Here is a 25,707-nt window from a genome sequence, read left to right on the forward strand (position 1 = left end):
TCTACGCTTCAATGAGTGGAAGCGGAGGGACTATATAATGAAAGGTGATGTTAAAATCATAAGTTATCTCAATAAATTATTGGGAAATGAGCTTGTCGCAATTAACCAGTACTTTCTTCACGCGAGAATGTTCAAAAACTGGGGGCTTAAACGTCTGAACGACGTTGAGTACCACGAATCGATCGATGAAATGAAGCACGCTGATAAATATATCGAGCGTATTTTATTCCTTGAAGGTATTCCAAACCTGCAGGATCTCGGAAAGCTGGGCATCGGAGAAGATGTCGAAGAGATGCTGCGTTCCGACCTCAGGCTGGAACTTGAAGGCGCCAAAGATCTCCGTGAAGCCATTGCCTATGCCGACAGCGTACATGACTACGTCAGTCGCGATATGATGATCCAGATCCTGGCCGATGAAGAAGGTCATATTGATTGGCTGGAAACGGAGCTGGATCTGATTGCTAAAATCGGTCTGCAGAACTACCTTCAGTCGCAGATTAAAGTGGAAGAGTAACCACCGTCTTCCAGCCTACGCATAAACCCGCTGCTGCCAGAAATGGCCCAAAAGGCAGTGGGTTTTTTAATGCTCCCTTATCGCCGGTGAGTAACGAAAACACAAGAATGCTAAGTAGCGCCATAAGCGCAGCGAGTAACGCCAGCGTAGGCAGCATGCACCAGCCATGCCACGCACCAAGCGCCGCCAGGTATTTTACATCGCCGTATCCCATCCCTTCACGCCGGCAGATAAACCGATATCCCCAGTAAATAACGGCAAAGCCGACATATCCAGCCATCGCTCCCACCACTGCACTTGGCAGAAAATCAGGTTGGACGCAGAGCTGAAAGAGCAGGCCCGCCCAGAGCAGCGGGCAGAGAAACTTATCCGGAAGCAGTCCGTAGCGAATATCTGCACGGACGAGAAAGGCAGTCAGCGAAAAATAGACCAGCAAAAAGGGGAGGGTGGTTAACATGGAAATGGCCTCAAAAGGGTTTGAGCGCATACTCGTCATAATCGGTCTGGCCGGCAATCGACAAAAACGACACTTGCGTAGGGGTTCCAGACAAAGAAACGAGAAGGGATTACATTGCGTAAAATGTTGCGTGCCTTAACGCATACTGCGCCACTGGCGCTTAATTTCTAAACGGCACTTGCGTCTTGTCCAGATTTACGTATAATGCGCGGGCTTGTCGTAATTGACGGCGGGTTCAATCAGAACCAGAGTAGCTCATTTTGTTACTCAACAATGCTCCCAATTGGGGAGCTACGTAAGAACGGTTACACTCTCCCATCAATCGTAATGGGTTTGAGGAGTAATCATTTTCGTTTATAAAATAATTGGAGCTCTGGTCTCATGCAGAACCAAAGAATCCGTATCCGCCTTAAAGCGTTTGATCATCGTCTGATCGATCAATCAACCGCGGAAATCGTCGAGACTGCTAAGCGCACTGGTGCGCAAGTCCGTGGTCCGATCCCGCTGCCGACCCGCAAAGAGCGCTTCACCGTTCTGATCTCTCCGCACGTCAACAAAGACGCGCGTGATCAGTACGAAATCCGCACTCACAAGCGTCTGGTTGACATCGTTGAGCCAACTGAGAAAACCGTTGATGCTCTGATGCGTCTGGATCTGGCTGCCGGTGTAGACGTGCAGATCAGCCTGGGTTAATCAGGTCATCGAGCGATTGAGAGGTTGATACAATGATTGGTTTAGTCGGTAAAAAAGTGGGCATGACCCGCATCTTCACTGAAGATGGCGTTTCAATCCCAGTAACCGTAATCGAAGTTGAAGCAAACCGCGTTACCCAGGTTAAAGATCTGGCTAACGATGGCTACCGCGCTGTTCAGGTGACCACTGGTGCTAAAAAAGCTAACCGTGTAACCAAACCAGAAGCGGGTCACTTCGCTAAAGCTGGCGTAGAAGCTGGCCGTGGTCTGTGGGAATTCCGTCTTGCTGAAGGCGAAGAGTTCACCGTAGGTCAGGACATTAGCGTTGAGCTGTTTGCTGACGTTAAAAAAGTTGACGTAACCGGTACCTCTAAAGGTAAAGGTTTTGCTGGTACCGTTAAGCGCTGGAACTTCCGTACCCAGGACGCTACCCACGGTAACTCCTTGTCTCACCGCGTTCCGGGTTCTATCGGTCAGAACCAGACTCCGGGCAAAGTGTTCAAAGGCAAGAAAATGGCAGGTCAGCTGGGTAACGAACGTGTGACCGTTCAGAGCCTGGACGTAGTACGTGTTGACGCTGAGCGCAACCTGCTGCTGGTTAAAGGTGCAGTTCCGGGTGCAACCGGTAGCGACCTGATCGTTAAACCAGCTGTGAAGGCGTAAGGGGATAGCAATGGAATTAGTATTGAAAGACGCGCAGAGCGCGCTGACTGTTTCCGAAACTACCTTCGGTCGTGATTTCAACGAAGCGCTGGTTCACCAGGTTGTTGTTGCTTATGCAGCTGGTGCTCGTCAGGGTACTCGTGCTCAGAAGACTCGTGCTGAAGTAACTGGTTCTGGCAAAAAGCCATGGCGCCAGAAAGGTACCGGCCGTGCGCGTTCAGGTTCTATCAAGAGCCCGATCTGGCGTTCAGGTGGCGTGACCTTCGCTGCGCGTCCACAGGACCACAGTCAAAAAGTTAACAAAAAGATGTACCGCGGCGCGCTGAAAAGCATCCTGTCCGAACTGGTACGTCAGGATCGTCTGATCGTTGTCGAGAAGTTCTCTGTTGAAGCGCCTAAAACTAAGCTGCTGGCACAGAAACTGAAAGACATGGCTCTGGAAGATGTGCTGATCATCACCGGTGAGCTGGACGAGAACCTGTTCCTGGCCGCACGTAACCTGCACAAGGTTGACGTACGCGATGCGACTGGTATCGACCCGGTTAGCCTGATCGCCTTCGACAAAGTCGTAATGACTGCTGATGCTGTTAAGCAAGTTGAGGAGATGCTGGCATGATTCGTGAAGAACGTCTGCTGAAGGTGCTTCGCGCACCGCACGTTTCTGAAAAAGCGTCTACTGCGATGGAAAAAACAAACACCATCGTTCTCAAAGTTGCTAAAGACGCGACCAAAGCAGAGATCAAAGCTGCTGTGCAGAAACTGTTTGAAGTCGAAGTCGAAGTCGTTAACACCCTGGTAGTTAAAGGGAAAGTTAAACGTCACGGACAGCGTATCGGTCGTCGTAGCGACTGGAAAAAAGCTTACGTCACCCTGAAAGAAGGCCAGAATCTGGACTTCGTTGGCGGCGCTGAGTAAGTCGGAGGAGTAATACAATGGCAGTTGTTAAATGTAAACCGACATCTCCGGGTCGTCGCCACGTAGTTAAAGTGGTTAACCCTGAGCTGCACAAGGGCAAACCTTTTGCTCCGTTGCTGGAAAAAAACAGCAAATCCGGTGGTCGTAACAACAATGGCCGTATCACCACTCGTCACATCGGTGGTGGCCACAAGCAGGCTTATCGTATTGTTGACTTCAAACGCAACAAAGACGGTATCCCAGCAGTTGTTGAACGTCTTGAGTACGATCCGAACCGTTCCGCGAACATCGCGCTGGTTCTGTACAAAGACGGCGAACGCCGTTACATCCTGGCCCCTAAAGGCCTGAAAGCTGGCGACCAGATTCAGTCTGGCGTTGATGCTGCAATCAAAGCAGGCAACACCCTGCCGATGCGCAATATCCCGGTTGGTTCTACCGTTCATAACGTAGAAATGAAACCAGGTAAAGGCGGTCAGCTGGCACGTTCCGCTGGTACTTACGTTCAGATCGTTGCTCGTGATGGTGCGTATGTCACCCTGCGTCTGCGTTCTGGTGAAATGCGTAAAGTCGAAGCAGACTGCCGCGCTACTCTGGGCGAAGTTGGCAATGCTGAGCATATGCTGCGCGTTCTGGGTAAAGCAGGTGCTGCACGCTGGCGTGGTGTTCGTCCTACCGTTCGCGGTACTGCGATGAACCCAGTCGACCACCCACATGGTGGTGGTGAAGGTCGTAACTTTGGTAAGCACCCGGTAACTCCGTGGGGCGTTCAGACCAAAGGTAAGAAGACCCGCAGCAACAAGCGTACTGATAAATTTATCGTACGTCGCCGTAGCAAATAATTTTAGAGGATAAGCCATGCCACGTTCTCTCAAGAAAGGTCCTTTTATTGACCTGCACTTGCTGAAGAAGGTAGAGAAAGCGGTGGAAAGCGGAGACAAGAAGCCCCTGCGCACTTGGTCCCGTCGTTCAACGATCTTTCCTAACATGATCGGTTTGACCATCGCTGTCCATAATGGTCGTCAGCACGTTCCAGTCTTTGTTACCGACGAAATGGTTGGTCACAAACTGGGTGAATTCGCACCGACTCGTACTTATCGCGGCCACGCTGCTGATAAAAAAGCGAAGAAGAAATAAGGTAGGAGGAAGAGATGGAAACTTTAGCTCAACATCGCCATGCTCGTTCTTCTGCTCAGAAGGTTCGCCTTGTTGCTGACCTGATTCGCGGTAAGAAAGTGTCGCAGGCCCTGGACATCCTGACCTATACCAACAAGAAAGCTGCGGTATTGGTCAAGAAAGTACTGGAATCTGCCATTGCTAACGCTGAACACAACGATGGCGCTGACATCGACGATCTGAAAGTCGCGAAAATTTTCGTAGATGAAGGCCCAAGCATGAAGCGCATTATGCCGCGTGCGAAAGGTCGTGCAGATCGCATCCTGAAGCGCACCAGCCACATTACTGTGGTTGTGTCCGATCGCTGAGACTCTGGAGACTAGCAATGGGTCAGAAAGTACATCCTAATGGTATTCGCCTGGGTATTGTAAAACCATGGAACTCTACCTGGTTTGCGAACACCAAAGAATTCGCTGACAACCTGGACAGCGATTTTAAAGTACGTCAGTACCTGACTAAGGAACTGGCTAAAGCGTCTGTATCTCGTATCGTTATCGAGCGTCCAGCGAAGAGCATCCGTGTGACTATTCACACTGCTCGTCCTGGCATCGTTATCGGTAAGAAAGGCGAAGACGTAGAAAAACTGCGCAAGGTCGTAGCGGATATCGCTGGCGTTCCTGCACAGATCAATATCGCTGAAGTTCGTAAGCCTGAACTGGACGCTAAATTGGTTGCTGACAGCATCACTTCACAGCTGGAACGTCGTGTTATGTTCCGTCGTGCTATGAAGCGTGCTGTACAGAACGCAATGCGTCTGGGCGCTAAAGGTATCAAAGTTGAAGTTAGCGGCCGTCTGGGCGGCGCGGAAATCGCACGTACCGAATGGTACCGCGAAGGTCGCGTACCGCTGCACACTCTGCGTGCTGACATCGACTACAACACCTCTGAAGCGCACACCACTTACGGTGTAATCGGCGTTAAGGTATGGATCTTCAAAGGTGAGATCCTGGGTGGTATGGCTGCTGTTGAACAACCGGAAAAACCGGCTGCTCAACCTAAAAAGCAGCAGCGTAAAGGCCGTAAATAAGGAGCGTCGCTGATGTTACAACCAAAGCGTACAAAATTCCGTAAAGTGCACAAAGGCCGCAACCGTGGTCTGGCGCAGGGTACGGATGTTAGCTTCGGCACTTTCGGTCTGAAAGCTGTTGGCCGTGGTCGTCTGACTGCACGTCAGATCGAAGCAGCACGTCGTGCAATGACCCGTGCAGTTAAGCGTCAAGGTAAGATCTGGATCCGTGTATTCCCGGACAAACCGATCACCGAGAAGCCACTGGAAGTTCGTATGGGTAAAGGTAAAGGTAACGTGGAGTACTGGGTTGCCTTGATCCAACCGGGCAAAGTCCTTTATGAAATGGACGGTGTTCCGGAAGAGCTGGCCCGTGAAGCCTTCGGCCTGGCAGCAGCGAAACTGCCTATCAAAACCACCTTTGTAACTAAGACGGTGATGTAATGAAAGCAAAAGAGCTGCGTGAAAAAAGCGTTGAAGAGCTGAACGCTGAGCTGCTGAACCTGCTGCGTGAGCAGTTCAACCTGCGTATGCAGGCTGCAAGTGGCCAGCTGCAACAGACTCACCTGCTGAAGCAAGTGCGTCGCAATGTTGCACGCGTTAAGACTTTACTGACTCAGAAGGCGGGTGCGTAATGACCGATAAAATCCGTACTCTGCAAGGTCGTGTTGTTAGCGACAAAATGGAGAAATCCATTGTTGTAGCTATCGAACGTATTGTGAAACACCCGATCTACGGTAAATTCATCAAGCGTACGACCAAACTGCACGTACATGACGAGAACAACGAATGTGGTATCGGCGACAAGGTTGAAATCCGTGAATGCCGTCCACTGTCCAAGACTAAGTCCTGGACGCTGGTTCGCGTTGTAGAGAAAGCGGTTCTGTAATACAGTACGCCTTCTCAATACGAATAAACGGCTCAGCGATGAGCCGTTTATTTTTTCTACCCATATTGCAGAAGCGGTGTTATAATGCCGCGCCCTCGATATGGGGCTTTTTAACGGCTCTGATTTTAGAGTCTCAGGTAGTAGTTGACATTAGCGGAGCACTAAAATGATCCAAGAACAGACTATGCTGAACGTCGCCGACAACTCCGGTGCACGTCGCGTAATGTGTATCAAGGTTCTGGGTGGCTCGCACCGTCGCTACGCAGGCGTAGGCGACATCATCAAGATCACCATCAAGGAAGCAATTCCACGTGGTAAGGTCAAAAAAGGTGATGTGCTGAAGGCGGTAGTGGTGCGCACCAAGAAGGGTGTTCGTCGCCCTGACGGTTCTGTCATTCGCTTCGATGGTAATGCATGCGTTATTTTAAACAATAACAGCGAGCAGCCTATCGGCACGCGTATCTTTGGGCCGGTAACTCGTGAACTTCGTACTGAGAAGTTCATGAAAATTATCTCTCTGGCACCAGAAGTACTCTAAGGAGCGAATCATGGCAGCGAAAATCCGTCGTGATGACGAAGTTATCGTGTTAACCGGTAAAGATAAAGGTAAACGCGGTAAAGTAAAAAATGTTCTGTCTTCCGGCAAACTTGTCGTTGAAGGTATCAACCTGGTTAAGAAACATCAGAAGCCGGTTCCGGCCCTGAACCAACCAGGTGGCATCGTTGAAAAAGAAGCTGCTATTCAGGTTTCTAACGTTGCAATCTTCAATGCGGCTACCGGCAAGGCTGACCGTGTAGGCTTTAGATTCGAAGACGGCAAAAAAGTCCGTTTCTTCAAGTCTAACAGCGAAACTATCAAGTAATTTGGAGTAGTACGATGGCGAAACTGCATGATTACTACAAAGACGAAGTAGTTAACAAACTCATGACTGAGTTTAACTACAATTCTGTCATGCAAGTCCCTCGGGTCGAGAAGATCACCCTGAACATGGGTGTTGGTGAAGCGATCGCTGACAAGAAACTGCTGGATAACGCAGCAGCTGACCTGACAGCAATCTCCGGTCAAAAACCGCTGATCACCAAAGCACGCAAATCTGTTGCAGGCTTCAAAATCCGTCAGGGCTATCCGATCGGCTGTAAAGTAACTCTGCGTGGCGAACGCATGTGGGAGTTCTTTGAGCGCCTGATCACTATTGCTGTTCCACGTATCCGTGACTTCCGTGGCTTGTCCGCTAAGTCTTTCGACGGTCGTGGTAACTACAGCATGGGTGTCCGTGAGCAGATCATCTTCCCAGAAATCGACTACGATAAAGTCGACCGCGTGCGTGGTTTGGATATTACCATTACCACTACTGCGAAATCTGACGAAGAAGGCCGTGCTCTGCTGGCTGCCTTTGACTTCCCGTTCCGCAAGTAAGGTAGGGTTACTGAATGGCTAAGCAATCAATGAAAGCACGCGAAGTAAAGCGCGTAGCTTTAGCTGATAAATTCTTCGCTAAACGCGCTGAACTGAAAGCGATCATTTCTGATGTGAACGCTTCCGACGAAGATCGTTGGAATGCGGTTCTCAAGCTGCAGTCTCTGCCGCGTGATTCCAGCCCGTCTCGTCAGCGTAACCGCTGTCGTCAAACAGGTCGTCCACATGGTTATGTGGGCAAGTTTGGGTTGAGCCGTATCAAACTGCGTGAAGCCGCCATGCGCGGTGAAGTGCCAGGCTTGAAAAAGGCTAGCTGGTAATTACCAATTGAATCACGGGAGTAAAGACAGATGAGCATGCAAGATCCGATCGCGGATATGCTGACCCGTATCCGTAACGGTCAGGCCGCGAACAAAGTTGCGGTCACCATGCCTTCCGCCAAGCTGAAAGTGGCAATTGCCAACGTGCTGAAGGAAGAAGGTTTTATCGAAGATTTTAAAGTTGAAGGCGACACCAAGCCGGAACTGGAACTTACTCTTAAGTATTTCCAGGGTAAAGCTGTTGTAGAAAGCATTCAGCGTGTCAGCCGCCCAGGCCTGCGCATCTATAAGAAAAAAGATGAGCTGCCAAAAGTTATGGCTGGTCTTGGTATCGCAGTTGTTTCTACCTCTAAAGGTGTTATGACTGATCGTGCAGCGCGCCAGGCTGGTCTTGGTGGCGAAATTATCTGCTACGTAGCCTAATCGGAGGAAAGAATGTCTCGTGTTGCTAAAGCACCGGTCGTTATTCCTGCCGGCGTTGATGTAAAAATCGACGGTCAGGTTATTACGATCAAAGGTAAAAACGGCGAGCTGACTCGTACCCTCAACAAAGCTGTTGAAGTTAAACATGCAGATAACGCTCTGACCTTCGGTCCACGTGATGGTTTCGTGGATGGATGGGCTCAGGCTGGTACCGCGCGTGCCCTGCTGAACTCAATGGTTGTTGGTGTTACCGAAGGCTTCACTAAAAAGCTTCAGCTGGTTGGTGTAGGTTATCGTGCAGCTATCAAAGGGAATGCAGTAGGCCTGTCTCTGGGCTTCTCACACCCTGTTGAGCATCCGCTGCCGGCCGGTATCACTGCAGAATGTCCGACTCAAACTGAAATCGTGCTGAAAGGCGCTGATAAACAGCTGATCGGTCAGGTTGCAGCAGATCTGCGCGCCTACCGTCGTCCTGAGCCTTATAAAGGCAAGGGTGTTCGTTACGCCGACGAAGTCGTGCGTACCAAAGAGGCTAAGAAGAAGTAAGGTAACACTATGGATAAGAAATCTGCTCGTATCCGTCGTGCGACCCGCGCACGCCGCAAGCTCAAAGAGCTGGGTGCAACTCGCCTGGTGGTACATCGTACCCCGCGTCATATTTACGCACAGGTAATTGCACCGAACGGTTCTGAAGTTCTGGTAGCTGCTTCTACTGTAGAAAAAGCTATCTCAGAACAATTGAAGTACACCGGTAACAAAGACGCCGCTGCAGCTGTAGGTAAAGCTGTTGCTGAACGCGCTCTGGAAAAAGGCATCAGCAATGTTTCCTTTGACCGTTCCGGGTTCCAATATCATGGTCGTGTCCAGGCACTGGCAGATGCTGCCCGTGAAGCTGGCCTTCAGTTCTAAGGTAGAGGTGTAAGATGGCTCACATCGAAAAACAGGCTGGCGAACTGCAGGAAAAGCTGATCGCGGTAAACCGCGTATCTAAAACCGTTAAAGGTGGTCGTATTTTCTCCTTCACAGCTCTGACTGTAGTAGGCGATGGTAACGGTCGCGTTGGTTTTGGTTACGGTAAAGCGCGTGAAGTTCCAGCAGCGATCCAGAAAGCGATGGAAAAAGCCCGTCGCAATATGATTAACGTCGCGCTGAACAACGGTACCCTGCAACACCCAGTTAAAGGTGTTCACACGGGTTCTCGTGTATTCATGCAGCCAGCTTCAGAAGGTACCGGTATCATCGCCGGTGGTGCAATGCGCGCCGTTCTGGAAGTTGCTGGGGTTCATAACGTTCTGGCCAAAGCATATGGTTCCACCAACCCGATCAACGTGGTTCGTGCAACTATTGATGGCCTGGAAAATATGAATTCTCCAGAAATGGTCGCTGCCAAGCGTGGTAAATCCGTTGAAGAAATTCTGGGGTAATTGACCATGGCAAAGACTATTAAAATCACTCAAACCCGCAGTGCAATCGGTCGTCTGCCGAAACACAAGGCAACGCTGCTTGGCCTGGGTCTGCGTCGTATTGGTCATACCGTTGAGCGCGAGGATACTCCCGCTGTTCGTGGTATGGTCAACGCGGTTTACTTCATGGTTAAAGTTGAGGAGTAAGAGATGCGTTTAAATACTCTGTCTCCGGCCGAAGGCTCTAAAAAGGCGGGTAAACGCCTGGGTCGTGGTATCGGTTCTGGCCTCGGCAAAACCGGTGGTCGTGGTCACAAAGGTCAGAACTCTCGTTCTGGCGGTGGCGTACGACGCGGTTTCGAGGGTGGCCAGATGCCACTGTACCGTCGTCTGCCGAAGTTCGGCTTCACCTCTCGCAAAGCAGCGATCACAGCGGAAATCCGTCTGTCTGACCTGGCGAAAGTTGAAGGCGGCGTTGTAGACCTGAACACGCTGAAAGCAGCAAACATTATCGGTATCCAGATCGAGTTCGCGAAAGTGATCCTGGCTGGTGAAGTTTCTACTCCGGTAACTGTTCGTGGCCTGCGTGTTACTAAAGGTGCTCGTGCTGCTATCGAAGCTGCTGGCGGTAAAATTGAGGAATAAGTAGCAGATGGCTAAGCAACCGGGATTAGATTTTCAAAGTGCCAAAGGTGGATTTGGCGAGCTGAAACGCAGACTGCTGTTTGTTATCGGCGCGCTGATTGTGTTCCGTATTGGCTCTTTTATTCCGATCCCTGGTATCGATGCCGCTGTACTTGCCAAACTGCTTGAGCAACAGCGAGGCACCATCATTGAAATGTTCAACATGTTCTCTGGTGGTGCTCTCAGCCGTGCTTCTATCTTTGCATTGGGTATTATGCCGTACATTTCGGCATCTATTATTATCCAGCTGCTGACGGTCGTTCATCCGGCCCTGGCAGAGTTGAAGAAAGAAGGGGAGTCTGGACGTCGTAAGATTAGTCAGTACACCCGTTACGGTACTCTGGTGCTGGCAATATTCCAGTCGATCGGTATTGCTACCGGTCTGCCGAATATGCCTGGTATGCAGGGCCTGGTGTTAAACCCGGGCTTTGCATTCTACTTCACCGCTGTTGTAAGTCTGGTCACAGGGACTATGTTCCTGATGTGGCTCGGCGAACAGATTACTGAGCGTGGTATCGGTAACGGTATCTCTATCATTATCTTCGCCGGTATTGTTGCGGGCCTCCCGCCAGCCATCGCCCATACTATCGAGCAAGCGCGTCAAGGCGACCTGCACTTCCTCCTGTTGCTGTTGGTTGCAGTATTAGTATTTGCAGTGACGTTCTTTGTTGTCTTCGTTGAACGTGGTCAACGCCGCATTGTGGTGAACTACGCTAAACGTCAGCAAGGTCGTCGTGTCTATGCTGCACAGAGCACACATTTACCGCTGAAAGTGAACATGGCGGGGGTTATCCCGGCTATCTTCGCTTCCAGTATTATTCTGTTCCCGGCGACCATCGCGTCATGGTTCGGGGGCGGTACTGGTTGGAACTGGCTGACAACAATTTCGCTGTATTTGCAGCCTGGGCAACCACTTTATGTGTTACTCTATGCGTCTGCGATCATCTTCTTCTGTTTCTTCTACACGGCGTTGGTCTTCAACCCGCGTGAAACAGCAGATAACCTGAAGAAGTCCGGTGCATTTGTACCAGGAATTCGTCCGGGAGAGCAAACGGCGAAGTATATCGATAAAGTAATGACTCGCCTGACTTTGGTTGGTGCGCTTTATATTACTTTTATCTGCCTGATCCCGGAGTTCATGCGTGATGCAATGAAAGTACCGTTCTACTTCGGTGGGACCTCACTGCTTATCGTTGTTGTCGTGATTATGGACTTTATGGCTCAAGTGCAAACTCTGATGATGTCCAGTCAGTACGAGTCTGCATTGAAGAAGGCGAACCTGAAAGGCTACGGCCGCTAAATGGTCGCCTGAGAAGTTACGGAGAGTAAAAATGAAAGTTCGTGCTTCCGTCAAGAAATTATGCCGTAACTGCAAAATCGTTAAGCGTGATGGTGTCATCCGTGTGATTTGCAGTGCCGAGCCGAAGCATAAACAGCGCCAAGGCTGATTATTTCGCATATTTTTCTTGCAAAGTTGGGTTGAGCTGGCTAGATTAGCCAGCCAATCTTTTGTATGTCTGTACGTTTCCATTTGAGTATCCTGAAAACGGGCTTTTCAGCATGGTGCGTACATATTAAATAGTAGGAGTGCATAGTGGCCCGTATAGCAGGCATTAACATTCCTGATCAGAAACATGCTGTGATCGCATTAACTTCGATCTACGGCGTCGGCAAGACCCGTTCTAAAGCCATTCTGGCTGCAGCGGGTATCGCTGAAGATGTTAAGATCAGTGAGCTGTCTGAAGAACAAATCGACACGCTGCGTGACGAAGTTGCCAAATTTGTCGTTGAAGGTGATCTGCGCCGTGAAATCAGCATGAGCATCAAGCGCCTGATGGATCTTGGTTGCTATCGCGGTTTGCGTCATCGTCGTGGTCTGCCAGTGCGCGGTCAGCGTACTAAGACCAACGCACGTACCCGTAAGGGTCCGCGCAAACCGATCAAGAAATAATCGGGGTGATTGAATAATGGCAAAGGCACCAGTTCGTGCACGTAAACGTGTAAGAAAACAAGTCTCTGACGGCGTGGCTCATATCCATGCTTCTTTCAACAACACCATCGTTACTATTACTGATCGTCAGGGTAACGCATTGGGTTGGGCAACAGCCGGTGGTTCCGGTTTCCGTGGTTCTCGCAAATCCACTCCGTTCGCAGCTCAGGTTGCAGCAGAGCGTTGCGCAGAAGCCGTAAAAGAATACGGCATCAAGAATCTGGAAGTTATGGTTAAAGGTCCGGGTCCGGGTCGTGAATCTACTGTTCGCGCTCTGAACGCCGCTGGTTTCCGCATCACGAATATTACTGATGTGACTCCGATCCCTCATAACGGTTGTCGTCCGCCGAAAAAACGTCGCGTATAACGCTCCGTTTTTTAGGTTAGTTGGAGATAGAAAATGGCAAGATATTTGGGTCCTAAGCTCAAGCTGAGCCGTCGTGAGGGCACCGACTTATTCCTTAAGTCTGGCGTTCGCGCGATCGATACCAAGTGTAAAATTGAACAAGCTCCTGGCCAGCACGGTGCGCGTAAACCGCGTCTGTCTGACTATGGTGTGCAGTTGCGTGAAAAGCAAAAAGTTCGCCGTATGTACGGTGTGCTGGAGCGTCAGTTCCGTAACTACTATAAAGAAGCAGCACGTCTGAAAGGCAACACAGGTGAAAACCTGCTGGCTCTGCTGGAAGGTCGTCTGGACAACGTTGTATACCGTATGGGCTTCGGCGCTACTCGTGCTGAATCACGTCAGCTGGTTAGCCACAAAGCAATCATGGTAAACGGTCGTGTTGTTAACATCGCTTCTTATCAGGTTAAAGCGAATGACGTTGTTAGCATTCGTGAGAAAGCGAAAAAGCAATCTCGCGTGAAGGCCGCTCTGGAGCTGGCTGAGCAGCGTGAAAAGCCAACCTGGCTGGAAGTTGATGCTGGCAAGATGGAAGGTACGTTCAAGCGTCAGCCAGAACGTTCTGATCTGTCTGCGGACATTAACGAACACCTGATCGTCGAGCTTTACTCCAAGTAAAGCTTAGTACCAAAGAGAGGACACAATGCAGGGTTCTGTGACAGAGTTTCTAAAACCGCGCCTGGTAGATATCGAGCAAGTGAGTTCGACGCACGCCAAGGTGACCCTTGAGCCTTTAGAGCGTGGCTTTGGCCATACTCTGGGTAACGCACTGCGCCGTATTCTGCTCTCATCGATGCCGGGTTGCGCGGTGACCGAGGTTGAGATTGATGGTGTACTTCATGAGTACAGCACCAAAGAAGGCGTTCAGGAAGATATCCTTGAAATCCTGCTCAACCTGAAAGGGCTGGCGGTGAGAGTTCAGGGTAAAGATGAAGTTATTCTTACTCTGAATAAATCTGGCATTGGCCCTGTGACTGCAGCCGACATCACCCACGACGGTGATGTTGAAATCGTCAAGCCGCAGCACGTGATCTGCCACCTGACCGATGAGAACGCAGCTATTAGCATGCGTATCAAAGTTCAGCGCGGTCGTGGTTATGTGCCGGCTTCTGCCCGAATTCATTCGGAAGAAGATGAGCGCCCAATCGGCCGTCTGCTGGTCGACGCATGCTATAGCCCTGTAGAGCGTATTGCCTACAATGTTGAAGCAGCGCGTGTAGAACAGCGTACCGACCTGGACAAGCTGGTCATCGAAATGGAAACCAACGGCACAATCGATCCTGAAGAGGCGATTCGTCGTGCGGCGACCATCCTGGCAGAACAACTGGAAGCTTTCGTTGACTTACGTGATGTACGTCAGCCGGAAGTGAAAGAAGAGAAACCAGAATTCGATCCGATCCTGCTGCGCCCTGTTGACGATCTCGAATTGACTGTCCGCTCTGCTAACTGCCTCAAGGCAGAAGCTATCCACTATATCGGTGATCTGGTACAGCGTACCGAGGTTGAGTTGCTGAAAACGCCGAACCTGGGTAAAAAATCTCTTACCGAGATTAAAGACGTGCTGGCTTCACGTGGTCTGTCTCTGGGCATGCGCCTGGAAAACTGGCCACCAGCAAGCATTGCTGACGAGTAACCGGATCACAGGTTAAGGTTTTACTGAGAAGGATAAGGTCATGCGCCATCGTAAGAGTGGTCGTCAACTGAACCGCAACAGCAGCCATCGCCAGGCTATGTTCCGCAACATGGCAGGTTCACTGGTTCGTCATGAGATCATCAAGACGACCCTGCCTAAAGCGAAAGAGCTGCGTCGCGTAGTTGAGCCGCTGATTACTCTTGCCAAGACTGACAGCGTTGCTAATCGTCGTCTGGCATTCGCCCGTACTCGTGATAACGAGATCGTGGCAAAACTGTTTAACGAACTGGGCCCGCGTTTCGCGAGCCGTGCCGGTGGTTACACTCGCATTCTGAAGTGTGGTTTCCGTGCAGGCGACAACGCGCCGATGGCTTACATCGAGCTGGTTGATCGTTCAGAGAAAGCAGAAGCTGCTGCAGAGTAATCTGCAGTAACGTAAAAAAACCCGCTCCGGCGGGTTTTTTTATATCCGCGATACCCCCACTTCTCTACAATGTCTGTATCAATTCTGTTCATCCCCTGGAGCTGGTAATGTGGTTGCTCGACCAGTGGGCAGAACGCCATATTCGCGATGCCCAAAAAAAAGGTGAATTCGACGATCTCCCGGGGAGCGGTGAACCCCTTGCGCTTGACGATGACTCGCACATCGCGCCTGAACTACGGGCTGGATACCGTTTACTGAAAAATGCGGGCTGTCTCCCCCCGGAGCTCGAACAGCGCAGAGAGGCTGTTGAACTGGCCGATCTTCTCAAAGGGATCCGCTATGACGATCCACGACATTCTGAACTTAGCCGCCGCCTCGCCCTGCTTGAACTCAAGCTGCGCCAGGCTGGTATGAACACTGATTTTTTGCGCGGTGAATTCGGTGAAAGATTGATGCAGAAAATAAACGAGGAGTAGTTATGTACCGTATCGGTGAACTTGCGAAGCTTGCGAATGTCACGCCGGATACCATCCGATATTACGAAAAGCAGCAGATGATCGATCATGAAGTTCGGACTGAAGGGGGCTTTCGCCTTTATACCGATAACGATCTGCAGCGCCTGCGGTTCATTCGTTATGCGCGTCAGCTCGGTTTTACACTGGATTCGATCCGCGAGTTATTATCGATCCGCATCGATCCGGAACATCACACCTGCCAGGAATCTAAAAGCATCGTGCAGGCCCGGCTGGATGAAGTTGAAGCGCGTATACAGGAACTGCAAACCATGCAGCGCTCTCTGCAAAGGCTGAATGATGCCTGCTGCGGTACGGCCCACAGCAGCATTTACTGTTCAATTCTCGAAGCCCTTGAACAGGGAGCGAGTGGAGAAACGCAGGGCTGTTGATTTTTAGTTCAACCGGGTCTAGACTCGCTTCGTCATAAACCCTGCTCTGGAGACATTATGAGCCGCTATCAGCACACGAAAGGACAAATTAAGGACAATGCCATTGAGGCGTTACTTCACGACCCGTTATTCAGGCAGCGCGTTGAGAAGAATAAAAAAGGGAAAGGAAGTTATCTGCGTAAAGACAAACATGAAAAACGGGGTAACTGGGAGGCCAGTGGCAAGCAAGCGAATCGCTTATTTACCACTGGCCTTCCTGCTTTTATCTGTTGATTAGATGCGGTTATTTTGCTCTTTTAACAGATCGCGGATCTCACTCAACAGCACTTCTTCTTTCGTTGGCGCAGGTGCTGCAGCTGGCTCTTCTTTTTTACGGTTGAGCCTGTTGATCAGCTTGATGGCCATAAATATGGCAAACGCGACAATCACAAAATCAAATACGTTCTGAATAAATACGCCGTAGTGCATCACTACTGCCGGAACATCACCCTGCGCTTCACGCAGCGTGAAAGCGAACTGTTTGAAATCAATGCCGCCGATTAACAACCCTAAAGGTGGCATGATAATGTCGGCCACTAATGATGAAACAATCTTGCCGAATGCCGCACCAATAATGACACCCACTGCCAAATCCACCACGTTCCCGCGCATCGCAAATTCGCGAAATTCTTTAATAAAACTCATTGTTCTCTCCTTGTGCCAGCTGACGAGTTTAAGTTTAACAAATCATTAGCCAATTGCCATTCGGGATAATTAAACATGATGAAAAATAAAAGGCACAGAAATGAAAAGGATAAAGTAAGGGTGCTCTTTCTCGAGCACCCAATTCTTTAAAGGAAGAATGGACTTGGCTGGAATAAACGTTCGACGTCGGTAATAAACTTTTTATCGGTAAGGAACATAATAACGTGATCGCCTTGCTCAATTCGTAAATTATCATTGGCAATCATGACATCATTCCCGCGCACAACGGCGCCGATAATCGTGCCTGGCGGCAGTTTAATTTCGTCGATCGAACGGCCGACGACGCGCGACGTCGTTTCATCTCCATGAGCAACGGCTTCAATGGCTTCCGCTACGCCACGGCGGAGCGATGACACACCGACAATATCCGCTTTACGAACATGGCTCAGGAGCGCGGAAATTGTCGCCTGCTGAGGGGAAATAGCAATATCAATAACGCTACCCTGAACCAGATCGACATACGCCTTGCGCTGAATAAGCACCATGACTTTTTTTGCCCCCATGCGCTTCGCGAGCATGGCGGACATTATATTCGCCTCGTCATCGTTGGTGACGGCAATAAAGAGATCAACCTGATCAATATGCTCTTCAGCCAGTAGCTCCTGATCCGACGCATCACCATAAAATACAATCGTATTTTGCAGTTTTTCCGCCAGTTCAGCAGCACGCTGTTGATCGCGCTCGATCAACTTCACGCTGTAATCTTTTTCCAGCCGATGTGCCAGACCGGCACCGATATTGCCACCGCCGACCAGCATAATGCGTTTATAGGGTTTTTCGAGACGCTGAAGTTCACTCATCACCGCACGAATATGCTGTGAGGCCGCAATAAAGAAGACCTCATCACCGGCTTCGACAATCGTGGAGCCTTGCGGGCGAATTGGCCTGTCGTGGCGGAAAATCGCTGCAACGCGCGTATCAATATGCGGCATGTGCTCGCGCATGGTGGAAAGCGCATTGCCGATCAATGGTCCGCCATAATAGGCCTTAACCACTGCCAGGCTCACTTTGCCCTCGGCAAAGTTCACCACCTGCAGGGCACCCGGATATTCGATCAGGCGATAGATATTGTCGATAACCAGCTGTTCTGGCGCGATGAGGTGGTCAATGGGGACCGCTTCGGAATTAAACAGTTTTTCAGCATCGCGAACATAGTCCGGAGAGCGAATGCGCGCAATTCGGTTTGGCGTGTTGAAAAGCGAGTAGGCCACCTGACAGGCCACCATATTGGTTTCGTCCGAACTGGTTACCGCAACCAGCATGTCGGCATCGTCGGCGCCCGCCTCACGAAGAACACGTGGGTGCGAACCATGACCCTGCACCACGCGCAGGTCAAACTTGTCCTGTAAGACACGCAGACGATCGCCGTTGGTATCAACAATTGTGATGTCATTGTTTTCGCCAACCAGGTTTTCCGCCAGCGTTCCGCCCACCTGTCCTGCACCCAGAATGATAATCTTCATATCTCGTGACCTGTTCTCAACATCACTCTTTGATTAGCTTAGCGTAAAAGAAGCCATCGCCCTCTTCAGCACCCGGCAGGTTCTGCAGACCCGGGCATTCAGGCGTTCCCGTATCGCTCAGCGCGGCGTCCGGCGTACGTTTAAGGAAGGCCGCGATTTGCTGGCTGTTTTCTTCCGGCAGTACGGAGCAGGTCGCATAGACCAGCGTTCCGCCAGATTTAAGATGCGGCCAAATGGCGTCGAGAATGTCGGATTGCAGTTGGGCAAGTTCCTTAATATCACGATCGCGGCGTAGCCACTTGATGTCCGGATGACGACGAATAACACCGGTTGCAGAGCAGGGGGCGTCCAGCAAAATGCGATCGAACTGGGTTTCACCACACCACTCTGCGGGTTTGCGCCCATCGCCCTGCTTAACCTGAGCCTTCATGCCAAGACGCTTGAGGTTGTCGTAGACGCGTGAGAGACGCTGTTCATCGACGTCCACGGCCATCACGCTGGCCTGCGGAGCCACTTCCAGAATATGCGTCGTTTTGCCCCCAGGTGCGGCGCAAAGATCGAGGATCTGCTCACCATTTTTGGGTTCAAGCCAGGTCATGCAACCCTGAGCCGAGGCATCCTGTACGGTTACCCAGCCTTCATCAAAACCGGGCAATGCATGTACCGGTGCCGGTGAGGCTAAGCGTACGGCATCCGGATAGGCTTCATGCGGGGATCCACTCATTCCAGCTGCTTCAAGTAATGCCAGCCATGCGTCACGAGTGCGGTGATTCCGATTCACGCGTAACCACATTGGCGGACGCTGATTGTTGGCATCGGCAATCTCCTGCCACTGCTGTGGATAAGCTTTTTTCAGGCGCTTCAACAGCCAGTCCGGGTGCAGGAAACGTGCTTCGCTTTGGGCAAATTCAGCCAGAAGCTCTTCCTGCTGTCTCTGGAACTGACGCAGTACGCCGTTGATCAGCCCTTTCAGCTGAGGGCGTTTAATCGCAACGGCGCCTTCAACCGTCTCAGCCAGCGCGGCATGAGGTGGGATGCGGGTATAAAGAAGCTGATAAAAGCCCACCATAATCAAATAGTGTACGGTGCGCTGCTTGCCTGTCATTGGGCGTGACATCAGCTTGTTAATCAGCCACTCAAGCTGAGAAAGCGTGCGCAGAACGCCAAAGCAGAGCTCCTGAAGCAGGGCTTTGTCTTTATCAGATACTTTTTGTTGCAGGGGAGGCAGGACGTTACTTAAGGACTGGCCCTGCTCGATAACCTGCTCAACGGCCTGAGCCGCCATACTGCGTAGATTTTGTTTTTTCATAACCGTAAAAATAAAAATGCCCGGAAACACCGGGCCTTAAGGATAGATTTGCTCAGGCAAGACGATTGCCCGGAATAAACCATTCGCGACGGGAATTTAACAGATCCTGAGCGCTCATGGCCTTCTTGCCGGCCGGTTGTAGCGATTCAAGATTCAGGATCCCTTGCCCAGTCGCCACCTGAATTCCGTTCTTGTTGGCGTCAACAATCGTACCGGGTTCAGCCGTGGTAGTACCGCTAATGACGGAAGCTTTCCAGACTTTCACCGGCTGCTCATCAATCTCCATCCAGCTCATTGGCCACGGATTAAAAGCGCGAATGCAGCGTTCAAGCTGTGCGGCTGACAGGGACCAGTCGATCCGCGCTTCTTCTTTGCTCAATTTTTCGGCATAAGTCACCAGCGCGTCATCCTGAACTTCCGGTTTCGCCGTGTTGTCAGCAAGCTGCTGGAGCGTCTCGATAAGCCCTTGTGGACCAAGGTCTGCCAGTTTGTCATAAAGCGTAGCGCTGGTATCGTCTGACGTAATGGGGCACGCCAGTTTATACAGCATATCGCCGGTGTCTAAACCTACGTCCATCTTCATGATGGTAACGCCCGTTTCGGCATCACCTGCCCACAGCGAGCGCTGGATAGGTGCAGCACCACGCCAGCGCGGGAGCAGAGACCCATGCACGTTGATGCAACCCAGACGGGGCATATCAAGCACAGCTTTTGGCAGAATTAAACCGTAAGCTACCACCACCATTACGTCGGCATTCAGGTCAGCAACCAGCTGCTGATTTTCCTGTGGGCGTAACGATGCGGGCTGGAAAACGGGTAGCCCATGCTCTTCTGCCAGCACCTTTACCGGGCTCGGCATCAGTTTTTTACCGCGACCTGCCGGACGGTCAGGCTGGGTAAAGACGCCAACAACCTGGTGAACAGACGATAACAGCGCGTCAAGATGACGCGCTGCAAAATCAGGGGTTCCCGCGAAGATAATACGTAGTGTTTTAGACACGATGATCCTTGTATCCGGGGGGACGTTATGCGCGAGAACGCAAACGATCCAGTTTCTCTACTTTTTGACGAATACGCTGCTGCTTGAGCGGCGAGAGATAATCGATAAACAGTTTACCGACCAGGTGATCCATCTCATGCTGAATACAAATTGCCAGCAGGTCGTCTGCTTCCAGTTCGAACGGATTACCGTCACGATCCAGCGCGCGAATTTTCACCTTTTCGGCACGCGGTACTAAAGCGCGCTGTTCAGGAATGGACAGACAGCCTTCCTCAATACCGGTTTCGCCACTCTTTTCGAGCAGCTCAGGGTTGATCAGCACCAGACGCTCATCGCGATTTTCGGAAACATCAATCACGATAATACGTTTATGAATGTCCACCTGCGTCGCCGCCAGGCCAATGCCTTCTTCGGCGTACATGGTATCGAACATATCATCAACGATACGCTGGATTTCTGCATTCACTTCTTTGACCGGTTCAGCGACGATGCGAAGGCGCTCGTCCGGAATATGTAACACTTGCAAAACTGCCATAAATTTCCAGAGTCGTGTTCAGGAGTTGATAAGAATACTCTCTCTATTCTAGACAAATCCCCCATCGATTGACAGCATCAGTGACCAATCGCAATGATTGCGGAGGCCGCTTATGGCAGGGGAAAGGATGACGTCAACCGAGATATGGCTACGGCTAGTACACACTGGGTCTCTGTGTGGTGATGTAATGCTGGAAGCGGCTGCGCGACTGCAGAAGCTGGAACACCTCAACGTGCTCGTCGCCAGAGAGGCCGGGCTGACAGCAAAGCAGGCTGAACGGTTCTTTGCACTCGATGAGAGCGAGCTGGAACGTAGCCTTGTGTGGCTTGAGCAGCCGGGACATCATTTATTAACGCCCAACCATCCCCTATATCCCCCTTTGCTCCGCACGATCCCTGATTATCCCGGGGTGTTATTCATAAAAGGTAACCCTGAGGCGCTTAACACCGTTCAGCTGGCGGTGGTAGGCAGTCGTGCGCCTTCATGGTACGGCGAGCGATGGGGGAAAATCCTGTGCGAACAACTGTCACAAAGCGGTTTCACGATCACCAGCGGGCTGGCCTGCGGTATTGACGGCGTAGCCCACAGCGCGGCGCTGTCAGTTAAGGGACGAAGTGTAGCTGTGCTGGGGAACGGTCTTTTTAGCATTTATCCACGCCGGCATCAGGCGTTGGCGATGCGGCTTATTGAATCTGACGGCGCGATAGTGTCTGAGTTTCCGCTCTCCGCACAGCCCAGGCCGGCAAACTTTCCGCGTCGCAATCGGATTATCAGCGGGCTCAGCAAAGGCGTGCTGGTGGTTGAAGCGGCGCGCCGAAGCGGTTCGCTGGTCACGGCGCGATGCGCGCTCGAACAGGGGAGAGAAGTCTTCGCCTTGCCTGGACCGATAGGTAATCCCGGATGCGAGGGACCCCACTGGCTGATTAAGCAAGGGGCAACGCCGGTAACGGAAGTAGGAGATATTCTTGAAAATTTGCAATATGGGTTGCAATGGCTGCAGGAAGATCCCGAAAAGCGACAATATTCATCAGATCAGGGAAAGGTGGCATTGCCATTTCCCAAGCTCCTGGCTAACGTAGGAGATGAGGTAACACCTGTTGACGTTGTCGCTGAACGTGCCGGCCAACCTGTGCCAGTAACGGTAGCACAGCTACTCGAACTGGAGTTAGCAGGGTGGATCGCAGCTGTACCCGGCGGCTATGTCCGATTAAGGAGGGCATGCCATGTTCGACGTACTGATGTATTTGTTTGAGACTTACATCCATAACGAAGCAGAAATGCGAGTGGATCAGGACAAATTGACACAGGATCTTACCGATGCGGGGTTTGAGCGGGAAGATATCTATAATGCGTTGATGTGGCTGGAAAAACTGGCTGATTATCAGGAAGGCCTCGCCGAACCGATGCAGCTTGCTTCTGACCCATTGTCAGTACGCATTTATACAGCGGAAGAGTGTGAAAGGCTGGACGCCAGCTGCCGGGGGTTCATCTTATTCCTTGAGCAGATTCAGGTGCTGAACCTCGAAACGAGAGAAATGGTGATAGAGCGCGTCATGGCGCTGGATACAGCAGAATTTGAACTGGAAGATCTCAAGTGGGTGATCCTGATGGTTCTGTTTAATATCCCGGGCTGTGAAAATGCCTATCAGCAAATGGAAGAATTACTCTTTGAAGTGAATGAAGGTATGCTGCACTAATTCAATGTGCAGCACCAAGAGTTGTTATGGCCAAATCAGCACTATTCACGGTGCATAAAAACGAGCCCTGCCCGCAGTGCGGGGCTGAACTTGTTATTCGGTCCGGGAAACACGGCCCGTTTCTCGGTTGTTCACACTATCCGGAATGTGATTATGTCCGTCCCCTGAAAAGCCAGGCGGATGGACATATCGTTAAAATTCTGGAGGGTCAGTATTGCCCACTCTGCGGTGGTGAATTAGCCCTGCGGCAGGGGCGATTCGGCATGTTTATTGGATGTAGCCGCTACCCGGAATGTGAGCATACGGAACAAATTGATAAGCCTGATGAAACGGCAATTGCGTGCCCTCAGTGTCAGCGCGGTCAGTTGGTACAGCGCCGTTCCCGTTATGGTAAGACTTTCCATTCGTGCGATCGCTACCCTGAATGCCAGTTCGTTATCAATTTTAAACCGGTAGCGGGAACCTGCCCTCATTGCAATTATCCGCTACTTATAGAGAAGAAAACCGCGCAAGGCATGAAACGCTTCTGCGCCAGTAAACAATGTGGAAAGCCGGTTACGGCGGATCAAAATAGTGAATAATAACCTGCCATCAGGCTCCATTGCGCATGCTGTGGACGTACTGAAAAAAGAAGAAGTCATCGCCTATCCAACTGAAGCTGTTTTTGGAGTCGGTTGCGATCCTGACAGCGAGACGGCCGTAAGCCGACTGCTTGCCTTAAAACAAAGACCCGTCGAGAAAGGGCTGATTTTGATCGCTGCGAATTATGAGCAGCTTAAACCCTATATCGATGACTCCATGCTGACGCCGGCGCAGCGCGAGACTATCTTCTCCGCGTGGCCTGGCCCGGTAACCTTCGTTTTCCCGGCGCAGCCGACTACGCCTCGCTGGTTAACCGGAAGTTTTGATTCCCTCGCCGTTCGCGTAACTGACCATCCGCTGGTGGTTGAACTTTGCCTGGCATTTGGTAAACCGCTGGTCTCAACCAGCGCCAACCTGACCGGATTGCCACCTTGTCGGACAACCGAAGAAGTATTGGCGCAGTTCGGGAATGACTTCCCAGTCGCTGTCGGTGAAACGGGAGGGCGCCTGAATCCGTCTGAAATTCGCGACGCCTTGACCGGCGAACGTTTTCGCCAGGGGTAATCTCATGGAAACCTATGCTGTTTTTGGTAATCCGATTGCACACAGCAAGTCACCGTTGATCCATCAGCAATTTGCGAAGCAGCTGCAGATAAATCATCCCTATGGTCGCGTACTGGCCCCGGTGGATGCATTTATTCCAACGCTGGAGGCTTTTTTCGCCGCGGGCGGTAAAGGCGCGAATGTGACGGTTCCTTTTAAAGAGGAAGCCTTCGAACGTGCGGATGAGCTGACCGAGCGCGCTTCACTGGCTGGTGCAGTCAATACCCTAAAACGGCTTGAGGATGGGCGCCTTTTGGGTGACAACACAGACGGAGTTGGTTTACTTAGCGATCTGGAACGACTGTCGTTTATTAAGCCCGGGTTTCGGGTCCTGCTGATTGGTGCGGGTGGCGCATCGCGGGGAGTACTGTTGCCTCTGCTTTCACTGGACTGTGCGGTGACCATTACCAACAGAACCTTTTCCCGAGCGGAAGCACTGGCGGCGTTGTTTGCGCATACCGGCAGCGTGAGCGCGGTAGCGCTTGACGATCTCGCCGTTCGTGAGTTCGATCTTGTCATCAATGCCACGTCCAGCGGCATCAATGGCGAGATCCCGTTAATTCCTGCTTCTCTGGTCAGCGCGCATATGTACTTCTATGACATGTTTTATCAGAAAGGGAAAACGCCTTTCCTTAACTGGTGTGAACAACACGGCGCGAAGCAGTTAGCCGATGGACTGGGAATGCTGGTGGGTCAGGCCGCGCATGCGGTGCTGCTCTGGCATGGCGTGTTGCCTGCGGTCGAACCTGTCATTGAAAAGTTAAAGCAGGAGCTTTCGGCGTGAACCAGGCTATCCATTTCCCGGACAGAGAGAACTGGGATGAGACTAAACAAGCGGTCTGTTTTCCGGTGCTGGTGCAGGGGATGCAACTTACCTGTGCCATTCATGGGGAGACGCTGTTGCGCCGTTTTGGCGGTTCAGACCCGATAGCGATATTTTGTGAAAATCGCTGGGATCTGGAAGAGGAAGCCAGCGATTTAATCCGCGAACAGCAGGAAGACGATCAGGGCTGGGTTTGGTTGTCCTGATCCAAATAGTCATTCTTCCAGTTAACGTAGTTGTTCGCCGAGTATTTTAATCCTTCGATCTCCGCCTCCTTCAGGGGGCGGATCTGTTTTACCGGGCTTCCCAGATAGAGATAGCCACTCTCCAGCCGTTTGTTCTGCGGGACCAGGCTACCGGCACCAATCATTACGTCATCTTCTACTATGACGCCATCCAGCAAAATCGACCCCATGCCAACAAGTACGCGATTCCCGATAGTGCAGCCGTGAAGCATCACTTTATGGCCGACGGTAACCTCTTCTCCAATGATGAGGGGATTACCGTCCGGGTTATAGGAGGATTTGTGCGTGACATGCAGAACGCTGCCGTCCTGAATATTGGTACGGGCGCCAATCGACACATAGTTAACATCTCCCCTGATGGCGACGAGGGGCCAGATGCTGACATCATCGGCCATTCGGACATCGCCGATCACCACGCTGCTGGCATCGATCATCACGCGATCGCCTTTTTGGGGGAACAGATCTTTATAAGGACGTAATACTGCGGGCATATCTACCTCTAACAATGAGCGCTATACAGAAGACTTTGATCATATTAATGGATCGCGGCAAGGCAAAATACGTCAATATTTAAGCAGATCGGGCGGGATTTCAGCGAAAAGCGCGGAAAATCAGCAGTCGGAAAAAAAGATCTAAAAAATACTTGTGCTAAAAAATGGGATCCCTATAATGCGCCTCCATCGACACGGCGGATGTGAATCACTTCACAGACAACGCGGTCGGTTGAAGAGAAAAATTCTGAAATAACGGGTTGACTCTGAAAGAGGAAAGCGTAATATACGCCACCTCGCAACGG

At 51.2% G+C, this 25,707-nt stretch carries 45 protein-coding genes; 38 read left to right on the plus strand and 7 right to left on the minus strand.

The annotated features are described in order from the left end of the window. The first annotated feature begins 37 nt into the window (after positions 1-37). Positions 38-514 carry a bacterioferritin gene (gene bfr / locus HCH49_RS18355; protein WP_008503492.1) on the plus strand — a complete coding sequence of 159 codons (477 nt, stop codon included), beginning with the start codon at positions 38-40 and terminating at the stop codon, positions 512-514. Here the strand turns inward: bfr and HCH49_RS18360 are convergent. After that, positions 498-971 carry a prepilin peptidase gene (locus HCH49_RS18360; protein ID WP_064673113.1) on the minus strand — a complete coding sequence of 158 codons (474 nt, stop codon included), beginning with the start codon at positions 969-971 and terminating at the stop codon, positions 498-500. The two genes, bfr and HCH49_RS18360, sit on opposite strands and share 17 nt — an antisense overlap. A 381-nt stretch (positions 972-1,352) precedes the next feature. Between HCH49_RS18360 and rpsJ the strand changes: the two genes are divergently transcribed. The 31 genes from rpsJ to HCH49_RS18515 all read left to right on the plus strand — a co-directional run bounded on the left by rpsJ (position 1,353) and on the right by HCH49_RS18515 (position 16,183). After that, on the plus strand, positions 1,353-1,664 hold the full coding sequence (gene rpsJ / locus HCH49_RS18365) for a 30S ribosomal protein S10 (RefSeq protein WP_001181005.1): 312 nt from the start codon (positions 1,353-1,355) through the stop codon (positions 1,662-1,664). A 32-nt stretch (positions 1,665-1,696) separates the two neighbouring features. Then, entirely contained in the window at positions 1,697-2,326 is a 630-nt protein-coding gene (gene rplC, locus HCH49_RS18370; RefSeq protein WP_006178923.1) for a 50S ribosomal protein L3, read from the plus strand. Between the two features lie 10 nt (positions 2,327-2,336). Continuing rightward, positions 2,337-2,942 carry a 50S ribosomal protein L4 gene (gene rplD / locus HCH49_RS18375; RefSeq protein WP_000424395.1) on the plus strand — a complete coding sequence of 202 codons (606 nt, stop codon included), beginning with the start codon at positions 2,337-2,339 and terminating at the stop codon, positions 2,940-2,942. Further along, positions 2,939-3,241, plus strand: a complete 303-nt coding sequence (rplW, locus tag HCH49_RS18380) for a 50S ribosomal protein L23 (protein WP_000617546.1) — start codon at positions 2,939-2,941, stop codon at positions 3,239-3,241. The genes rplD and rplW overlap by 4 nt, the downstream gene beginning before the upstream one ends. Positions 3,242-3,258: 17 nt before the next feature. After that, complete coding sequence (rplB, locus tag HCH49_RS18385; protein WP_000301859.1) at positions 3,259-4,080, plus strand: 50S ribosomal protein L2; 822 nt, start codon at positions 3,259-3,261, stop codon at positions 4,078-4,080. A gap of 16 nt (positions 4,081-4,096) precedes the next feature. Further along, on the plus strand, positions 4,097-4,375 hold the full coding sequence (gene rpsS / locus HCH49_RS18390; RefSeq protein WP_001138117.1) for a 30S ribosomal protein S19: 279 nt from the start codon (positions 4,097-4,099) through the stop codon (positions 4,373-4,375). 14 nt (positions 4,376-4,389) lie between these two features. Beyond that, a complete protein-coding gene (rplV, locus tag HCH49_RS18395; protein WP_002919773.1) occupies positions 4,390-4,722 on the plus strand; it encodes a 50S ribosomal protein L22 in 333 nt (110 codons plus the stop codon). Positions 4,723-4,739: 17 nt separating this feature from the next. Then, positions 4,740-5,441 carry a 30S ribosomal protein S3 gene (gene rpsC / locus HCH49_RS18400; protein WP_000529945.1) on the plus strand — a complete coding sequence of 234 codons (702 nt, stop codon included), beginning with the start codon at positions 4,740-4,742 and terminating at the stop codon, positions 5,439-5,441. Positions 5,442-5,453: 12 nt separating this feature from the next. After that, positions 5,454-5,864, plus strand: a complete 411-nt coding sequence (gene rplP, locus HCH49_RS18405) for a 50S ribosomal protein L16 (RefSeq protein ID WP_002919759.1) — start codon at positions 5,454-5,456, stop codon at positions 5,862-5,864. Beyond that, positions 5,864-6,055: a 50S ribosomal protein L29 gene (gene rpmC, locus HCH49_RS18410; RefSeq protein WP_003863282.1), complete on the plus strand. Its 192-nt coding sequence runs from the start codon at positions 5,864-5,866 to the stop codon at positions 6,053-6,055. Before rplP ends, rpmC begins: the two co-directional genes overlap by 1 nt. Then, positions 6,055-6,309 carry a 30S ribosomal protein S17 gene (rpsQ, locus tag HCH49_RS18415; protein WP_008503489.1) on the plus strand — a complete coding sequence of 85 codons (255 nt, stop codon included), beginning with the start codon at positions 6,055-6,057 and terminating at the stop codon, positions 6,307-6,309. Before rpmC ends, rpsQ begins: the two co-directional genes overlap by 1 nt. A gap of 166 nt (positions 6,310-6,475) precedes the next feature. Further along, positions 6,476-6,847 carry a 50S ribosomal protein L14 gene (gene rplN, locus HCH49_RS18420; protein WP_002919748.1) on the plus strand — a complete coding sequence of 124 codons (372 nt, stop codon included), beginning with the start codon at positions 6,476-6,478 and terminating at the stop codon, positions 6,845-6,847. A gap of 10 nt (positions 6,848-6,857) precedes the next feature. Next, entirely contained in the window at positions 6,858-7,172 is a 315-nt protein-coding gene (gene rplX, locus HCH49_RS18425) for a 50S ribosomal protein L24 (RefSeq protein ID WP_003863287.1), read from the plus strand. Between the two features lie 14 nt (positions 7,173-7,186). Further along, positions 7,187-7,726, plus strand: a complete 540-nt coding sequence (gene rplE / locus HCH49_RS18430; RefSeq protein WP_001096206.1) for a 50S ribosomal protein L5 — start codon at positions 7,187-7,189, stop codon at positions 7,724-7,726. Between the two features lie 14 nt (positions 7,727-7,740). Further along, complete coding sequence (rpsN, locus tag HCH49_RS18435; protein ID WP_003863291.1) at positions 7,741-8,046, plus strand: 30S ribosomal protein S14; 306 nt, start codon at positions 7,741-7,743, stop codon at positions 8,044-8,046. Positions 8,047-8,076: 30 nt separating this feature from the next. Continuing rightward, the gene (gene rpsH / locus HCH49_RS18440) at positions 8,077-8,469 is read left to right on the plus strand and encodes a 30S ribosomal protein S8 (RefSeq protein WP_006178918.1); all 393 of its coding nucleotides are present in this window, start codon (positions 8,077-8,079) and stop codon (positions 8,467-8,469) included. A gap of 12 nt (positions 8,470-8,481) precedes the next feature. Then, positions 8,482-9,015 (plus strand): 50S ribosomal protein L6, encoded by a 534-nt coding sequence (gene rplF / locus HCH49_RS18445; protein WP_003863296.1) that lies wholly within the window; start codon positions 8,482-8,484, stop codon positions 9,013-9,015. Between the two features lie 9 nt (positions 9,016-9,024). Continuing rightward, the gene (gene rplR, locus HCH49_RS18450) at positions 9,025-9,378 is read left to right on the plus strand and encodes a 50S ribosomal protein L18 (RefSeq protein ID WP_003863297.1); all 354 of its coding nucleotides are present in this window, start codon (positions 9,025-9,027) and stop codon (positions 9,376-9,378) included. A 14-nt stretch (positions 9,379-9,392) separates the two neighbouring features. Next, a complete protein-coding gene (gene rpsE / locus HCH49_RS18455) occupies positions 9,393-9,893 on the plus strand; it encodes a 30S ribosomal protein S5 (RefSeq protein WP_003863299.1) in 501 nt (166 codons plus the stop codon). 6 nt (positions 9,894-9,899) lie between these two features. After that, the gene (rpmD, locus tag HCH49_RS18460) at positions 9,900-10,079 is read left to right on the plus strand and encodes a 50S ribosomal protein L30 (protein WP_003863301.1); all 180 of its coding nucleotides are present in this window, start codon (positions 9,900-9,902) and stop codon (positions 10,077-10,079) included. Between the two features lie 3 nt (positions 10,080-10,082). Then, on the plus strand, positions 10,083-10,517 hold the full coding sequence (rplO, locus tag HCH49_RS18465; RefSeq protein ID WP_003863304.1) for a 50S ribosomal protein L15: 435 nt from the start codon (positions 10,083-10,085) through the stop codon (positions 10,515-10,517). 7 nt (positions 10,518-10,524) lie between these two features. Next, a complete protein-coding gene (gene secY, locus HCH49_RS18470) occupies positions 10,525-11,856 on the plus strand; it encodes a preprotein translocase subunit SecY (RefSeq protein ID WP_003863305.1) in 1,332 nt (443 codons plus the stop codon). A 31-nt stretch (positions 11,857-11,887) separates the two neighbouring features. Next, positions 11,888-12,004 carry a 50S ribosomal protein L36 gene (rpmJ, locus tag HCH49_RS18475; RefSeq protein WP_000868187.1) on the plus strand — a complete coding sequence of 39 codons (117 nt, stop codon included), beginning with the start codon at positions 11,888-11,890 and terminating at the stop codon, positions 12,002-12,004. A 146-nt stretch (positions 12,005-12,150) separates the two neighbouring features. Further along, entirely contained in the window at positions 12,151-12,507 is a 357-nt protein-coding gene (gene rpsM / locus HCH49_RS18480; protein WP_003863308.1) for a 30S ribosomal protein S13, read from the plus strand. A gap of 16 nt (positions 12,508-12,523) precedes the next feature. Continuing rightward, positions 12,524-12,913 (plus strand): 30S ribosomal protein S11, encoded by a 390-nt coding sequence (rpsK, locus tag HCH49_RS18485; RefSeq protein WP_003863312.1) that lies wholly within the window; start codon positions 12,524-12,526, stop codon positions 12,911-12,913. Positions 12,914-12,946: 33 nt separating this feature from the next. Next, complete coding sequence (gene rpsD / locus HCH49_RS18490; RefSeq protein WP_004868345.1) at positions 12,947-13,567, plus strand: 30S ribosomal protein S4; 621 nt, start codon at positions 12,947-12,949, stop codon at positions 13,565-13,567. A gap of 25 nt (positions 13,568-13,592) precedes the next feature. Next, entirely contained in the window at positions 13,593-14,582 is a 990-nt protein-coding gene (locus tag HCH49_RS18495) for a DNA-directed RNA polymerase subunit alpha (RefSeq protein ID WP_002919219.1), read from the plus strand. Positions 14,583-14,622: 40 nt separating this feature from the next. Continuing rightward, positions 14,623-15,006 carry a 50S ribosomal protein L17 gene (rplQ, locus tag HCH49_RS18500; protein WP_001216368.1) on the plus strand — a complete coding sequence of 128 codons (384 nt, stop codon included), beginning with the start codon at positions 14,623-14,625 and terminating at the stop codon, positions 15,004-15,006. Positions 15,007-15,113: 107 nt separating this feature from the next. Beyond that, positions 15,114-15,482, plus strand: coding sequence for a DUF1992 domain-containing protein (locus tag HCH49_RS18505; protein ID WP_048977002.1), 369 nt, complete (start codon positions 15,114-15,116; stop codon positions 15,480-15,482). 2 nt (positions 15,483-15,484) lie between these two features. Continuing rightward, entirely contained in the window at positions 15,485-15,910 is a 426-nt protein-coding gene (zntR, locus tag HCH49_RS18510; protein WP_029740638.1) for a Zn(2+)-responsive transcriptional regulator, read from the plus strand. Positions 15,911-15,967: 57 nt separating this feature from the next. Next, positions 15,968-16,183 (plus strand): alternative ribosome-rescue factor A, encoded by a 216-nt coding sequence (locus HCH49_RS18515; RefSeq protein WP_023333665.1) that lies wholly within the window; start codon positions 15,968-15,970, stop codon positions 16,181-16,183. On the opposite strand, the gene mscL is transcribed toward HCH49_RS18515, so the two are convergent. The 5 genes from mscL to def form a co-directional block, all read right to left on the minus strand. Further along, positions 16,184-16,594, minus strand: a complete 411-nt coding sequence (mscL, locus tag HCH49_RS18520) for a large-conductance mechanosensitive channel protein MscL (protein ID WP_048977001.1) — start codon at positions 16,592-16,594, stop codon at positions 16,184-16,186. A gap of 146 nt (positions 16,595-16,740) precedes the next feature. Then, the gene (gene trkA / locus HCH49_RS18525) at positions 16,741-18,117 is read right to left on the minus strand and encodes a Trk system potassium transporter TrkA (RefSeq protein ID WP_008503482.1); all 1,377 of its coding nucleotides are present in this window, start codon (positions 18,115-18,117) and stop codon (positions 16,741-16,743) included. Between the two features lie 22 nt (positions 18,118-18,139). After that, entirely contained in the window at positions 18,140-19,426 is a 1,287-nt protein-coding gene (gene rsmB, locus HCH49_RS18530) for a 16S rRNA (cytosine(967)-C(5))-methyltransferase RsmB (protein ID WP_221703175.1), read from the minus strand. Between the two features lie 52 nt (positions 19,427-19,478). Beyond that, the gene (gene fmt, locus HCH49_RS18535) at positions 19,479-20,426 is read right to left on the minus strand and encodes a methionyl-tRNA formyltransferase (protein ID WP_221703176.1); all 948 of its coding nucleotides are present in this window, start codon (positions 20,424-20,426) and stop codon (positions 19,479-19,481) included. A gap of 25 nt (positions 20,427-20,451) precedes the next feature. Then, complete coding sequence (gene def / locus HCH49_RS18540) at positions 20,452-20,961, minus strand: peptide deformylase (RefSeq protein WP_006812188.1); 510 nt, start codon at positions 20,959-20,961, stop codon at positions 20,452-20,454. Between the two features lie 127 nt (positions 20,962-21,088). Between def and dprA the strand changes: the two genes are divergently transcribed. From dprA to HCH49_RS18570, 6 genes are read left to right on the plus strand one after another with little or no spacing between them, the layout of a single operon-like run. Further along, positions 21,089-22,213 carry a DNA-protecting protein DprA gene (gene dprA / locus HCH49_RS18545; RefSeq protein WP_045143156.1) on the plus strand — a complete coding sequence of 375 codons (1,125 nt, stop codon included), beginning with the start codon at positions 21,089-21,091 and terminating at the stop codon, positions 22,211-22,213. Next, complete coding sequence (smg, locus tag HCH49_RS18550; protein WP_008503477.1) at positions 22,185-22,658, plus strand: DUF494 family protein Smg; 474 nt, start codon at positions 22,185-22,187, stop codon at positions 22,656-22,658. Before dprA ends, smg begins: the two co-directional genes overlap by 29 nt. A gap of 26 nt (positions 22,659-22,684) precedes the next feature. After that, positions 22,685-23,239 (plus strand): type I DNA topoisomerase, encoded by a 555-nt coding sequence (locus tag HCH49_RS18555; protein ID WP_023309445.1) that lies wholly within the window; start codon positions 22,685-22,687, stop codon positions 23,237-23,239. Further along, positions 23,232-23,804 (plus strand): L-threonylcarbamoyladenylate synthase type 1 TsaC, encoded by a 573-nt coding sequence (gene tsaC / locus HCH49_RS18560; RefSeq protein ID WP_221703178.1) that lies wholly within the window; start codon positions 23,232-23,234, stop codon positions 23,802-23,804. The genes HCH49_RS18555 and tsaC overlap by 8 nt, the downstream gene beginning before the upstream one ends. Before the next feature lie 4 nt (positions 23,805-23,808). Then, positions 23,809-24,627, plus strand: a complete 819-nt coding sequence (gene aroE, locus HCH49_RS18565; RefSeq protein WP_221703179.1) for a shikimate dehydrogenase — start codon at positions 23,809-23,811, stop codon at positions 24,625-24,627. Continuing rightward, entirely contained in the window at positions 24,624-24,872 is a 249-nt protein-coding gene (locus HCH49_RS18570; protein WP_033146779.1) for a DUF1488 domain-containing protein, read from the plus strand. Before aroE ends, HCH49_RS18570 begins: the two co-directional genes overlap by 4 nt. Here HCH49_RS18570 and HCH49_RS18575 read toward each other — a convergent pair. After that, positions 24,848-25,402, minus strand: coding sequence for a gamma carbonic anhydrase family protein (locus tag HCH49_RS18575; protein WP_058841964.1), 555 nt, complete (start codon positions 25,400-25,402; stop codon positions 24,848-24,850). The two genes, HCH49_RS18570 and HCH49_RS18575, sit on opposite strands and share 25 nt — an antisense overlap. Between the last annotated feature and the right edge of the window lie 305 nt (positions 25,403-25,707).

The organism is Enterobacter sp. Y17 (assembly GCF_019730495.1).
In the GTDB taxonomy this organism is placed as follows: domain Bacteria; phylum Pseudomonadota; class Gammaproteobacteria; order Enterobacterales; family Enterobacteriaceae; genus Enterobacter; species Enterobacter asburiae_B.